Here is a 12,844-nt window from a genome sequence, read left to right on the forward strand (position 1 = left end):
CACAGTGCCGGGACCTTTTTCGTCTCAACGGGGGAGGGTGCGATGCTGGTTTTCGGGGAGCCGTTCGAGACCGCCAGCGGGACAGTGCTGGTCACCGTCACGCGGCAAGGTCGTCGAGGCGGGCCGGGGCGCGCGGTCGGGCTGTACACGATCAACGCGGACGGCGTGACGTGGACGCCCGCGGTCGATCAGGGCCGGATCGCGCTGATCGGCGTGTGCACCGGCTTCGTGGCGGCGGCACTCGGGACGCTGGCCGTGCTGCACCGGCCGCCGTGGCCGAACCTGAGCGAGCGGGTGATGATCGCCCAGGCGGAGAGTATGAAGCGCCGTCATTGACAGGTTGCCCACAGGACAGGCTGCCTGTGGACAAATCCTGTGGACAACCGCACGCGAAGAAGGTCCTGGTGGTCGATCTCACCAGGACCTTCTTTTCCGGCTGTTCAGGACCGGTCAGTACGCGCTTTCGTTCGCGGTGACCCCGTCCGCGAAACCGCGGCAGTAGTCCCAGCTCACGTAGTCGGTCGGGTTCGGGTCGAAGGCCGGCTCGTGCGGGCGCATCCGGCCGTCGGACAGCAGCTGTTCGAGACTCGCGCGCAGCAGCGTCCAGTCGTGATAGTGGGGTTCGTCGCACTCGCCGCAGTCGACCACGATGCCGCGAACCCCGCGAGGCTCCAGCAGAGCCTGGTACACGGCGAGGTCGGACAGGTCGGCCAGCAGCTCGGTGCGCTCGTCCGCGCTGATCGGCTCTTCCAGGTGGTCGTCGGGGTCGGGGATGGCCCGGGCCGGATCGTCCGGGTCGTCCGCGAACGGATCGGGGGGCAACACATCGTGCGGCACGGCCTGCACGCTACCCGCCGGGCCACCCACCCGGGCCAGTACCCCGGCCCGGATATCATGAGGGGAAGGCCTGAGCACCCTCGGCCCACGCCCGGCACCGCTGCCCGCGACTCCAGCCCACTCCCGCCAGGAAGGCCCTTCGCCCCTCATGACCAGCGAAAGCATCACCCCCGCAGTGCCCAGCAAGTTCGCGATGCTCGGCTTGACCTTCGACGACGTGCTGCTGCTGCCGGCGGAATCGGACGTGGTGCCCAGCGGGGTGGACACGAGCACCTGGCTCACCCGCAACATCAAGCTCAACGTTCCGCTGGTCTCCGCAGCGATGGACACGGTCACCGAGGCGCGGATGGCGATCGCCATGGCCCGCCAGGGCGGCGTGGGTGTGCTGCAGCGCAACCTGCCGATCGAGGAGCAGGCGGCGGCGGTAGAGGTCGTCAAGCGGTCCGAGGCCGGCATGGTCACCGACCCGGTCACCTGCGCCCCGGACGACACGCTCGCCGAGGTCGACGCGCTGTGCGCGCGGTTCCGGATCTCCGGCGTCCCGGTCACCGACGCCTCCGGCGCGCTCGTGGGCATCATCACCAACCGCGACATGCGGTTCGAGGTCGACCACACGCGGCTGGTGAGCGAGGTCATGACCAAGCCGCCTCTGGTGACCGCTCAGGTGGGCGTCACCGCGGAGGCCGCGCTCGGCCTGCTGCGCAGGCACAAGATCGAGAAGCTGCCGATCGTCGACGGCGCGGGCAAGCTGCGCGGCCTGATCACGGTCAAGGACTTCGTGAAGACCGAGCAGTACCCGCGGGCGTCGAAGGACCCGGACGGCCGCCTCATCGTCGGCGCGGCGGTCGGCGTGGGCCCGGACGGGCACAAGCGCGCGATGGCGCTGGCCGAGGCGGGCGTGGACGTGCTGATGGTCGACACGGCGCACGGCCACTCGCGCGCGGTCGTGGACACCGTGCGGCTGCTGAAGAAGGAACTGGGCGACACCGTCGACATCGTCGGCGGCAACGTCGCCACGCGGGCCGGTGCGCAGGCGCTGGTGGACGCGGGCGTGGACGGCGTGAAGGTCGGCGTCGGCCCGGGCTCGATCTGCACCACGCGCATCGTCGCGGGCGTGGGCGTGCCGCAGATCTCCGCGATCTACGAGGCGGACCAGGCCTGTCGTCCGGCGGGCGTCCCGGTGATCGGAGACGGCGGCATCCAGTACTCCGGCGACATCGCGAAGGCCATCGCGGCTGGCGCGTCGTCGGTCATGCTGGGCAGCCTGCTGGCCGGCACCGCCGAATCGCCGGGCGACCTGATCCTGGTCAACGGCAAGCAGTTCAAGGTCTACCGCGGCATGGGCTCGCTCGGCGCCATGCAGTCGCGCGGCCAGGGGAAGTCGTACTCCAAGGACCGCTACGCCCAGGACGACGTGCTCAACGAGGACAAGCTGGTGCCGGAGGGCATCGAGGGCCGGATCCCGTTCCGCGGTCCGCTGTCGAACGTCGTCCACCAGCTCGTCGGCGGACTGCGCGCGGGCATGGGCTACGCGGGCGCGGAGACGATCGCGGCGATGCAGGAGGCGCAGCTGGTCCGGATCACCGCGGCCGGGCTCAAGGAAAGCCACCCGCACGACATCACGATGACGGTCGAGGCCCCGAACTACACGACCCGCTGATCGACCCGATCTGCCCTGTTCGCCCGCTCCTTTCTCCCGCCACACTGGATCTCCAGGTGACGGCGAGGGGAGCGGGCGAATGCGGTTTTCCCGACGGTTCGTGCTGACGGCGGTCGCGGCGATGGTGCTCGGCGGAGGCGCTGCGGCAGCTTCGGCGGCCACTCCGGATTCGCCGGACAGTTCGCTGTGGAAACGCACTGAGCTGTACTTCGGCACCTCGAAGCCCGGCGGCGGCGAGGTCAGCGAGAAGGAGTTCGCGGACTTCTCGGCGAAGGACATCACGCCGCGCTTCCCGGACGGCTTCACTCAGCTCGAAGGCACCGGCCAATGGCGGTCCGGCACCGGCACGGTCGTCCGGGAGCATTCGATCGTGCTCGTCGTGCTGTACCCGCCGACGAACCAGCACGCGAACGACGACCTCGAACAGATCCGCACCGACTACAAGCACCTGTTCGATCAGGAATCCGTGCTGCGCACCGATTCCACCGCGCGCGTCTCGTTCTGAGCGCGGTTCCACCCGAGCAGCAGCAACGGCGTCGCCAGCATCAACGCGCCCGCCAGCCCCAGCGCGCCGCGCGTGCCCAGCCACGCCGCCACCAAACCCCACAGCAGCGTCAGCCCAGCCGTGCTGGCGCTGCCGCTGATCCGCCACGCGGACAACATCCGGCTCACGTACCCGTCTTCAGTCTCCTCGAGCCGGTATGTCGCGAGGACCGTGCTGTACGCCGCCGCGCAGACGATCAGGCCGAACTCCACCGCCATCACCCAGAGCAGCCCGCCGACCCCAGGCGGCACGAAAGCCAGCAGCACGACCCAGAACGTCCGAACCGTGGCGAGGATCGGCAGCAGCCGCACCTGGCCGTAGCGCGGCACCAGCCGGCGGGCGAGCCGCGAGCCGACCAGGCCGCCGAGACACGGGACGCCGAATGCGAGCCCGTACTGCCAGGTCGGCAGCCCGAGTTCGCCGAGGAGCAGCACCGCCAGCACCGGCGAGGTGGCCATGATCAAGCCGTTGACCACGCAGCTGTTGAGGAACAGCATCCGCAGCCGCGCGTGCCGGAAGAGGTAGCGCCAGCCTTCGACGAGGTCAGTGGCGCGGAAGGCGGCGGGACGGGCGGGTTTGCGCTCTCGGGTGCGGATGGTCGAGAGCGAGAGTGCCGACAGCAGGTAGCTGATCGCGTCCAGGAGCACGGTGGCCAACGGGCCGAAAAACCCGATCGCCGCGCCGCCTGCTGGCGGGCCGAGCGCGGTCGCGGTCCACAGGGTGGTTTCGAAGCGGCCGTTGGCGGTCAGCAGGTCTGGACCAGCCGCCAGCGCTTTCAGATACGCGCCGCTCGCCGAGGTGAACGCGATGTTCGCCGCCGCTGCGACCACGGACACGATCACGAGCTGCGCGAACGTCAGCACGTCGAGCAGGTACGCCGGGAGCAGGGTGAGCAGGGCGGCGAACCGGACGAGATCCATGGCGATCAGCACCGGCCGTTTCCGGCGGAATTCCACCCACGGGCCGAGCGGAAGGGCGGCCAGCGAGCCCGCCGCGAGCCCGGCTCCGGCCAGCAGCGACACCTGCGCGGCACTGCTGTGCAGCACCCGTACCGCGATGATCGAGAAGGCGTCGAGGGCGAAGTAGGTGCCCGCGATGCTGACCGCGTACGCCAGCCACAGCCGGTGAAAGTCCTTGCCCAGCGCCAAATCCGTCCCCCTCGTCCAGCGGGGGAGCCAACCATCCGCCTGCGCCGGTGGCAAACAACCGCGCGCACAACCGGTGGTTGTCGCCACCACAACGGGGCCCCGTGCGCAGGTCACCCGTGCCGACTCGCGACAATGGACCACGAAGGCGTCAGGCGCGAGAAGGGACATCACGTGCGGGATCTGGTCGAGATCGGCATGGGCCGCACCGCGCGGCGGGCGTATGACCTCGATGACGTGGAGATCGTGCCGTCGCGGCGCACGCGGTCCTCGTCGGTGGTGTCCACTGCCTGGCAGATCGACGCGTACCGGTTCGACCTGCCGCTGGTCACCCACCCGACGGACGCGATCGTGTCGCCGGGAACCGCGGTGGCGATCGGCGAACTGGGCGGCCTCGGCGTGCTCAACGCCGAGGGGCTGTGGGCCCGGCACGCCAACGTCGAGGAGGCGATCTTCCGCCTCGTCCGCGCCGCCGAGGACAGCGACGACCCGGCCGCGGTCGTGCGCGAGCTGCAGGAGCTGCACGCCGCGCCGATCCGGCTCGACCTGCTGACCGAGGCGATCAAGACGGTCCGCGAATCCGGCGTGACGGTGGCCGCGCGGGTCAGCCCGCAGCACGCCGCCGAGCTGACGCCGGACCTGATCGCCGCGGGCGTCGAGATCCTGGTCGTGCAGGGCACGATCATCTCCGCCGAGCACGTGCAGCGCGACGCGGAACCGCTCAACCTCAAGGAGTTCATCGGCCGTCTCGACGTGCCGGTGATCGCGGGCGGCGTGAGCGACTACCGCACGGCCATGCACCTGATGCGCACCGGCGCGGCGGGCGTCATCGTCGGCCACGGCTCCACCGAGGGCGTCACCAGCACCGACCGCGTGCTCGGCATCGGCACCCCGATGGCGACGGCGATCGTGGACGCGGCCGCCGCCCGTCGCGACTACCTGGACGAGACCGGCGGCCGTTACGTGCACGTCCTCGCCGACGGCGGCATGACGACGTCCGGCGACATCGCGAAGGCGATCGCCTGCGGCGCGGACGCGGTCATGCTCGGCGCCCCGCTGGCGACCGCGTCGGACGCCCCGGGCCAGGGCCTGTACTGGACCGCCGCCGCGGCGCACCCGTCGCTGCCGCGTTCGCGCGTGGTGGCCGGGCCGGACTCGGACTACGCGGTGGACCTGAAGACGCTGCTGTTCGGTCCGTCCTCGGACGCGGAGGGCGTGGTGAACCTGTTCGGCGCGCTGCGTCGCGCGATGGCGAAGACGGGTTACTCGGACCTGAAGGAGTTCCAGCGCGTCGGGCTCACCGTGCGCGGCTGAGCTTCGCCTGATCGGCCGTGAAGGGCCCCTTGAGGGAATCAGATTCCCTCAAGGGGCCCTTCACGTACGTCGGAGACTTTTGCGCACCGTTCGCACCCAGGTTCCGTTATACTTTCGTTATCTTTGGCGCGCCGGAAGGGTGGGCGGATGGCACTGCTGGGGGAGTCCGCGTCGACCTGGTGGCTCGGCGGCATCGTGGTGGGCAGCCTGCTGATCCGGCTGCTCGCGCTGGTCGTGGCGTTGCGCGGGACGGAGCCGGCGGAACGGCCCGCCATCATCCGGGCGCTCGGCGAACTGTTCCGATTCGCGCCCCGGCGCAAGACCCGCTGAGGTAACTCGCCAGTAACTTACCTCTGGTCTGGCGGCTTCCCGGGGGTTACCCTCTTTCCTGTGACTGCCAGTAACACCACCACCGCGCGGCAAGAACCCGACTACGACGTCCTCGTGGTCGGTTCCGGGTTCGGCGGCAGCGTCGCGGCGTTGCGGCTGACCGAGAAGGGCTACCGCGTCGCGGTGGTCGAGGCGGGCAGGCGCTTCGCCGACGACGAGTTCGCCAAGACGTCCTGGGATCTCAAGCGCTACCTCTGGGCCCCGCAGCTCGGCTGTTACGGCATCCAGCGCATCCACATGCTCAACGACGTGATGGTGCTGGCCGGCGCGGGCGTCGGCGGCGGGTCGCTGGTGTACGCGAACACGCTGTACCGCCCGCTCAAGCCGTTCTACCAAGACCGGCAGTGGGCGCACATCACCGACTGGGAAAGCGAACTCGCGCCGCACTACGACCAGGCCAGCCGCATGCTCGGCGTCGTCACGAACCCGACGATCACGCCGTCGGACGTGGTGATGCGGGACGTCGCGAAGGAAATGGGCGTCGAGGATTCGTTCCACGCCACGCCGGTCGGGGTGTATTTCGGCAAACCCGGCGAGACGGTGAAGGACCCGTTCTTCGGCGGTGCCGGACCGGATCGGGTCGGGTGCACCGAATGCGGTTCGTGCATGACCGGCTGCCGGGTCGGCGCGAAGAACACGCTGGTGAAGAACTATCTGTACCTCGCGGAAAAGGACGGCGCGAAGGTTATTCCGCTGACCACGGTGACGTCGGTAAGCCCGCGCGGTGACGGTTACGAGATCACACTGCAAAAGACCGGTACGCGTTCGAAGCGGTTCCGGACAACGGTCACGGCGTCGCAGGTCGTGTTCGCCGCGGGCACGTGGGGTACGCAGAACCTGTTGCACCGTATGAAGGACACAGCCGCGCTGCCGAAATTGTCGCAGCGGCTTGGAGAATTGACGCGGACGAATTCCGAAGCCATTATCGGCGCGGCACGGACCACAGTGGACCCCGAACGAGACTTCAGCCGCGGCGTCGCGATCACCTCGTCGATCCATCCGGACGAGAACACGCACATCGAACCAGTGCGTTACGGCAAGGGCAGCAACGCGATGAGCCTGCTGCAAACCGTCGCCACTGACGGATCTTCGAGCGTTCCGCGCTGGCGGCAGGCGGTCACGTTCCTGGTCAAGCACCCGGTGCAGTCGGCGAAACTGCTCAACGCGTACCGGTGGAGCGAGCGCACGGTGATCCTGCTGGTGATGCAGAGCCTCGACAATTCCATCACCACTTACACCCGGCGCGGCCTGTTCGGGCGGCGGAAGTACACGTCGAAACAGGGGCACGGCGAGCCGAACCCGAGCTTCATCCCGGCCGGGCACGAGGCGAACGTCCTTACCGCGGAACGGATCGGCGGCATGCCGGGCGGCACCTGGGGCGAGGTCTTCGACATCCCGCTCACCGCGCACTTCATCGGCGGCGTGCCGATCGGCGACAGCGCCGACACCGGCGTGATCGACCCCTACCACCGGGTTTACGGCTATCCCGGACTGTCCGTTGTGGACGGTTCGGCGATCACCGCGAACCTCGGGGTGAACCCGTCGCTCACCATCGCCGCGCAGGCCGAGCGGGCGTTCTCGTTCTGGCCCAACAAGGGCGAGGAAGACCAGCGGCCGGAGCAGAGCAGCGGGTACGCCAGGGTGGAGCCGGTCGCGCCGAAGAATCCGGCAGTTCCGGCGAACGCTCCCGCGGCACTGCGCCGCTGATCTACGATCGTCCGGTGACGACTGCGGCGCTGGACCGAATCCGGGAACTGCACGACGAATGGGCACGAGTCGCCGAGGCCATGCCGGCCGCGGCGTTCGGCGAGCCGAGCAAATTGCCCGGCTGGACGCGCGCGCACCTGCTCACTCACCTCGCGCGCAACGCCGACGCCATCGGCAACCTGTTCACCTGGGCCGAAACCGGGGTCGAGCGGCCGATGTACGGCCCCGGCAGTGCCCGTGACGACGAGATCGAGGCCGGGGCCGGCCGCGCCCCGGCGGAGATCGTGGCCGACCTGGTGGCGTCCGGGAAGCGGCTGACCGACCATGCCGCGCGGCTTCCGGAGCGGGCGTGGTCGGCGCGAGTCCGGCACCGGCTCGGCGGCGAGATGACCGGCGCGGACGTGCTCACGCTGCGGCTGTCCGAGACCACGATCCACCTCGCCGACCTCGATGCCGGCCACGATTTCGACAGCGCCACCGCGCTGCTCGGCGAGCATCTCGACGCGGTGATCGCCGCACTCATCCGGATGTCCCCGCGCCCGCTGCCGTCGTTCCGCATCACCGACGGCGTCCGCACCTGGACCCTCGGAGACGGCGGCGAGCTGGTCACCGGTACCCCGGGCGCGGTGCTGGCCTGGCTGACCGGCCGCGCCGACAGCTCCGCGCTTTCCGGGCCGGTGCCGGAGATGGCTCCGCTGATCTGACCCGGCCTTCAGCCCGACTGGCGGGCGGCGGCGAGTTCGTCGTCGTCGCCGACGATGCCCAGCTGCTGCAGGATGGCGAGCCGGTCGGTCTGGATGTCGAGTTCGGAGATCCGGCCGTCGGTCACCCGCGCCAGCACGAAACCGCGCCAGGTTCCGTGCTTGCCGGTGGCGAAACCTCTGCGGTAGTAGCCGGTGTTGGTCGCGGTGAGCGTCACCGTGGCCGCGGCCCGATCGCCTTCGGCGAGCAGTGAATCGACGTCGACGCGCAGGTCCGGGAACGCGGTCAGCATCTGCGTCCAGCCGGTGCGGAAGGCGGCGAGGCCGCCGGTTGGCGCGTCGACCACGACGGGGCCGGCCTCGGTCACGTCGTCGGCCACCACGGTGTCCAGTTCGCTGAGGTCGTGGCTGTTGACGAGGGCGAAAAAGCGGCGCAGGACGGTCTTGGGGTCGGTCATCGTTCCTCGATTCTTACGCTGTAAGAGACAGTGACAGTGGTACCTTACGGTGTAAGAAACGTCAAGGGGGACCGGTGGCTGATCGGAGGGCCCGGCCGCGTGCCGGGCTGACCAGGGAGCGCGTTGTGGACGCCGCGCTCGCGTTCGTGGACGAGCACGGCATCGCCGCGCTGTCGATGCGCAAGCTCGGTGCGGAACTCGGCGTGGAGGCGATGACGCTCTACCACTACGTGCCGAACAAGGAAGCGCTGTTCGACGCCCTGATCGACCGGCTCGTCTCGGCGCTGGCCGGGATCGAGCCGGAGCCGGGGGAGTCCGGTCCGCACTGGCTGGGCCGGGTGGCGCGGGCTTACCGGGAGCAGTTGCTCGCGCATCCGGGCGTGCTGCCGCTCGCCGCGACCCGCCCCGCGGTCAGCCCGGATTCGCTGCAGGTGCTCGAAACCGCGCTGCGGCTGCTCGAGTTGCCGCCGGCGCGCGGCCTGGACAGGGTGAACGCCGTGATGACTTTCGTCCTCGGCCACACCCTCGCCGAGGCTGGCCGGACCCCCGGCACTGAGTCCGATGTGGACAGTTTGGCGCACCTTGATCCGGATCGCTTTCCGCTGCTCGCGGAAGCGCTGCGAGACGGGGCCAGGCACGACGAGCGATTCGAGTTCGCCCTTCGGGCATTACTCGCCGGACTTTTCGCAACCCACCCACGGTCTGAGGCGTCTGAATGAACATGACACTGGGGAGAAGGACGTTCTTGCGCGCCGCCGGGTTGACGGCGGTCGGCGCGGTGGCCGCGGCGTGCTCGCCGAAACCGGGACCGCCGGTGCCGCAGACCAGCCCGACGTCCAGAACGTCTGTTCCGCCGAGCACCAGCTCGAAGCCGTCCGGACCGCCGGACTGGAACGCGTTGCGCGGCAAGCTCTCCGGAGATCTCGTACTGCCCGGCGACAGCGGATTCGCCAGCGCGAAGCGCGCGTTCAATCCGCTTTTCGACGGCCATAACCCGGTCGCGGTCGCGAAATGCGCGAAGCCGGAGGACGTGCAAGCGTGCGTCGAAACGGCCGGCGGACGGGTGCCGCTCGCCGCGCGCAGCGGCGGGCACAGCTATGCCGGATATTCGGCTCCGGACGGCGGGTTGGTCATCGACGTCGGCGGCATGGCAGGCGTGGACGTCCAGGGCGAGCAGGTCGTGATCGGTGCGGGCGCGAAACTCGGCGACGTCTATTCGGAGCTGGCGAAGGCGGGCCGCTGCCTGCCCGCGGGCTCGTGCCCGACGGTCGGCATCGCCGGGCTCGCGCTCGGCGGCGGAATCGGTGTGCTGACCCGCAAATACGGCCTGACCTGCGACCGGCTTCAGTCCGCGCAGATCGTCACGCCGGACGGCAAGCTGCGCACGGTGAGCGCGCAATCGGACGACGACCTGTTCTGGGCATTGCGCGGCGGCGGTGGCGGAAACTTCGGCGTGGTCACGTCGTTCACCTTCAAGACCGTGGAAGCGCCGACCGTTACGGTGTTTTCGCTGAAGTTCCCTTCCGGTTCGGCGAGCGACGTGGTCGACGCGTGGCAGCGCTGGCTGCCGAGCGCTCCGTCCGAATTGTGGTCGAACTGCGTGGTTTCCGGCGGGCCGGGCGGTGCGTGCCGGATCGGTGGGGCGTTCGTGGGCAGTTCGGCTGGCCTGACGTCGGCGCTGAGCGGATTGTCCGTGACGCCGTCCAGCCGCACGATGAAGACACTCGGCTATGGCGCGGCGATGAACTATTTCTCCGGCAGTTCGGAGCGGCAGACTTTCGTGGCGTCGTCGCGAATCATCACCGATCCGGTGGACGGCGGCAAGATCGCCGATCTCGCGTCCGGGCACAAGGGAATGGACCTGCTCATCGACGGTCTTGGCGGCGCGGTGGGCGAAATCGCGCCGACGGCCACGGCGTTCCCGCACCGGAAAGCGCTGGCCAGCATCCAGGTCTACGCCCCGGCCACCGCGAGCAGCCAGGAGAGCGCGCGCAAGTCGGTGTCCACTGTGGTCTCCGGGCTGGCGGACGCCGGTGCGCGCGGCGGCTACGTGAACTACATCGACCCGGACCTGCCGGACTGGAAGACGGCCTATTACGGCGACAACGCGGCCCGGCTGGACCAGGTGGCGAAAAAATACGACCCCAAAGGGATTTTCAAGTTCGCTCAGTCTGCCTGAGGAGGGGGCCAGACGTAGCGCACGTCTGGCTCGCCCTCTTCGTTTCGCTGTCCGTCGGTGTATTCGACGGCGGCGAAACCGTGCCGTCGGTAAAACCGTTGCGCTGGCTCGTTGATCTGGAACGTCCACAGGGACAGTCCGTCAGGACGGAGCTGTTTGGCTAACTCCACCAACTGATCGCCGATTCCTCGCCCGCGCCACGGAGGGTCGAGATAGAGCTGCGCCAGCTCCGCGCCGTCGAGCACGAGCAGTCCGACCACAGTGGACTCGACCGCCGCGACCCAGGTTTCCTGCTGGGGCAAAACGATATTCGCGAACCACCACCGCACTTCATCGTCGTCATGGGCGCGACGGACTGTCGGCAGTGCGGCGGAGAACGACCGCAGCCACACGTCGGCGATGTCGCGTGCGTCGACGGCCGCCGCCCGCCGCAAGTCCACTGTGGTCAGAGGTCGACTCCGGTGAAGACCGTCACGCGCTCCTCGGTCAGGTCGTGCATCGCCGACAGCACGCCTTCCCGGCCGACGCCCGAACCCTTTACGCCGCCGTACGGCATCTGATCCGCGCGGTACGACGGCACGTCGCCAATGATCACGCCGCCGACTTCCAGCTCCGCGGACGCGTGGAAGGCCAGCTGCACGTCGCTGGTGAACACCCCGGCCTGGAGCCCGTATGCGGACGCGTTCACCGAAGCGAAAGCCTCATCCACACCATCCACAATGGACACCGCCAGCACCGGCCCGAAGATTTCCTCCGACCAAGCCTTGGCGTCCGCGGGCACGTCAGTCAGCAGAGTCGGGGCAACCGTTGCGCCAGAACGAGTTCCGCCGGTCAGCACCCGCGCGCCACCGGCCACCGCTTCCTCGACCCACGCGAGGATCCGTTCCGCGGCCGCCTCGTCGACGACCGGGCCGACGTCGGTGTTGCGGTCGTAGGGGTCGCCGGTCTGCTGCGCTTCGACGGCCTCGGTCAGCGCGGGCACGAACTCGTCCGCGATCGCCGCGTCCACGATCACACGCTGCACCGCGATGCACGACTGGCCTGCCTGGTAGTTGCCGAACGTCGCGATCCGCTGCGCGGCTCCCTCGACATCCGGCCAGTCCCGCAACACGACGGCCGCGGCGTTGCCGCCCAGTTCGAGCACCACGTGCTTGCGCGCCGCCGCGTCCGCGATCGACCAGCCGACCGGGCCCGAGCCGGTGAACGACACGACTGGCAGCCGAGGGTCGGCGACGAGTGCCTGAGTCTCCTCGTTTCCCAGCGGCAGCACGGAAAATGCGCCTTCGGGCAGGTCGGTCTCGGCGAGCAGTTCGCCGAGCACCAGCGACGACAACGGGGTGCGCGGCGCCGGCTTGACGATGATCGGCGCGCCGACCGCGAGCGCGGGCGCGACCTTGTGCGCCACCAGATTCAGCGGGAAGTTGAACGGCGCGATCCCGAGCACCGGTCCCCGCGGCACCCGGCGGGTCAGCGCGAGCCGGGCGTCGCCGGACGGGTCGGCGTCGAGCCGCTGGACCTCGCCGCTGAACCGGCGCGCCTCCTCGGCCGCGATCCGGAACACCGACACCGCACGCTTCACCTCGGCCTCGGCCCATTTCAACGGCTTGCCGTTCTCGGCGGTGATCACCTCGGCGAGTTCGTCGGCCCGCATCGCCAGCCCGCGCGAAACGTGCTCCAGGGCGGCCGCCCGCTGATGCGCGGGAGTGCTCCGGAACTCCTTCGCGACCGCGGCCGCTGCGGCCACTGCCCGTTCCACCTGGTCAGCGCCGGGCACCGCGACCGTCGCCACTTCGCTGCCGTCGAACGGGTGGTGCACCACGAGGGTGCTCGCGCCCTGCTCAGCCTGACCGGCGATCCACGCGGCACGCGGCTGTGGGGTGATCGTGTCCATGCGCTCAAGGTATTAGGG

General features: G+C 69.5%; 14 protein-coding genes. 9 read left to right on the forward strand and 5 right to left on the reverse strand.

Going from position 1 to position 12,844, the window contains the following annotated elements:
* Window positions 1-42: 42 nt before the first annotated feature.
* Window positions 43-336, forward strand: coding sequence for a hypothetical protein (locus ACWGIC_RS06600; RefSeq protein WP_452074897.1), 294 nt, complete (start codon window positions 43-45; stop codon window positions 334-336).
* 114 nt (window positions 337-450) lie between these two features.
* On the opposite strand, the gene ACWGIC_RS06605 is transcribed toward ACWGIC_RS06600, so the two are convergent.
* Window positions 451-846, reverse strand: a complete 396-nt coding sequence (locus tag ACWGIC_RS06605; protein ID WP_009072430.1) for a DUF5319 domain-containing protein — start codon at window positions 844-846, stop codon at window positions 451-453.
* Window positions 847-985: 139 nt separating this feature from the next.
* On the opposite strand from ACWGIC_RS06605, the gene guaB reads away from it, so the two are divergent.
* Both guaB and ACWGIC_RS06615 read left to right on the forward strand, forming a co-directional pair.
* Entirely contained in the window at window positions 986-2,497 is a 1,512-nt protein-coding gene (gene guaB / locus ACWGIC_RS06610) for an IMP dehydrogenase (RefSeq protein WP_452074898.1), read from the forward strand.
* 79 nt (window positions 2,498-2,576) lie between these two features.
* Window positions 2,577-3,002: a DUF3574 domain-containing protein gene (locus ACWGIC_RS06615; RefSeq protein WP_452074899.1), complete on the forward strand. Its 426-nt coding sequence runs from the start codon at window positions 2,577-2,579 to the stop codon at window positions 3,000-3,002.
* On the opposite strand, the gene ACWGIC_RS06620 is transcribed toward ACWGIC_RS06615, so the two are convergent.
* The gene (locus ACWGIC_RS06620) at window positions 2,954-4,189 is read right to left on the reverse strand and encodes an MFS transporter (protein WP_452074900.1); all 1,236 of its coding nucleotides are present in this window, start codon (window positions 4,187-4,189) and stop codon (window positions 2,954-2,956) included. The genes ACWGIC_RS06615 and ACWGIC_RS06620 overlap by 49 nt on opposite strands.
* A gap of 171 nt (window positions 4,190-4,360) precedes the next feature.
* Between ACWGIC_RS06620 and ACWGIC_RS06625 the strand changes: the two genes are divergently transcribed.
* The 4 genes from ACWGIC_RS06625 to ACWGIC_RS06640 all read left to right on the forward strand — a co-directional run bounded on the left by ACWGIC_RS06625 (window position 4,361) and on the right by ACWGIC_RS06640 (window position 8,301).
* Complete coding sequence (locus ACWGIC_RS06625) at window positions 4,361-5,500, forward strand: GuaB3 family IMP dehydrogenase-related protein (protein ID WP_452074987.1); 1,140 nt, start codon at window positions 4,361-4,363, stop codon at window positions 5,498-5,500.
* 147 nt (window positions 5,501-5,647) lie between these two features.
* The gene (locus ACWGIC_RS06630) at window positions 5,648-5,830 is read left to right on the forward strand and encodes a hypothetical protein (protein WP_406640658.1); all 183 of its coding nucleotides are present in this window, start codon (window positions 5,648-5,650) and stop codon (window positions 5,828-5,830) included.
* A 60-nt stretch (window positions 5,831-5,890) separates the two neighbouring features.
* On the forward strand, window positions 5,891-7,597 hold the full coding sequence (locus tag ACWGIC_RS06635) for a GMC family oxidoreductase N-terminal domain-containing protein (protein WP_452074901.1): 1,707 nt from the start codon (window positions 5,891-5,893) through the stop codon (window positions 7,595-7,597).
* A gap of 14 nt (window positions 7,598-7,611) precedes the next feature.
* Window positions 7,612-8,301 carry a maleylpyruvate isomerase family mycothiol-dependent enzyme gene (locus ACWGIC_RS06640; protein ID WP_452074902.1) on the forward strand — a complete coding sequence of 230 codons (690 nt, stop codon included), beginning with the start codon at window positions 7,612-7,614 and terminating at the stop codon, window positions 8,299-8,301.
* Window positions 8,302-8,309: 8 nt separating this feature from the next.
* Here ACWGIC_RS06640 and ACWGIC_RS06645 read toward each other — a convergent pair whose 3' ends face one another.
* Entirely contained in the window at window positions 8,310-8,756 is a 447-nt protein-coding gene (locus ACWGIC_RS06645) for an ester cyclase (RefSeq protein ID WP_452074903.1), read from the reverse strand.
* Between the two features lie 74 nt (window positions 8,757-8,830).
* On the opposite strand from ACWGIC_RS06645, the gene ACWGIC_RS06650 reads away from it, so the two are divergent.
* Together ACWGIC_RS06650 and ACWGIC_RS06655 are read left to right on the forward strand one after the other, a co-directional pair.
* A complete protein-coding gene (locus tag ACWGIC_RS06650; RefSeq protein ID WP_452074904.1) occupies window positions 8,831-9,475 on the forward strand; it encodes a TetR/AcrR family transcriptional regulator C-terminal domain-containing protein in 645 nt (214 codons plus the stop codon).
* A complete protein-coding gene (locus ACWGIC_RS06655; protein WP_452074905.1) occupies window positions 9,472-10,935 on the forward strand; it encodes an FAD-binding oxidoreductase in 1,464 nt (487 codons plus the stop codon). The genes ACWGIC_RS06650 and ACWGIC_RS06655 overlap by 4 nt, the downstream gene beginning before the upstream one ends.
* On the opposite strand, the gene ACWGIC_RS06660 is transcribed toward ACWGIC_RS06655, so the two are convergent.
* Together ACWGIC_RS06660 and ACWGIC_RS06665 are read right to left on the reverse strand one after the other, a co-directional pair.
* On the reverse strand, window positions 10,923-11,375 hold the full coding sequence (locus ACWGIC_RS06660) for an N-acetyltransferase family protein (RefSeq protein WP_452074906.1): 453 nt from the start codon (window positions 11,373-11,375) through the stop codon (window positions 10,923-10,925). The genes ACWGIC_RS06655 and ACWGIC_RS06660 overlap by 13 nt on opposite strands.
* 5 nt (window positions 11,376-11,380) lie before the next feature.
* Window positions 11,381-12,826, reverse strand: coding sequence for an aldehyde dehydrogenase family protein (locus ACWGIC_RS06665; protein WP_452074907.1), 1,446 nt, complete (start codon window positions 12,824-12,826; stop codon window positions 11,381-11,383).
* Window positions 12,827-12,844: the final 18 nt, after the last annotated feature.

The organism is Amycolatopsis sp. NPDC054798 (assembly GCF_053611505.1).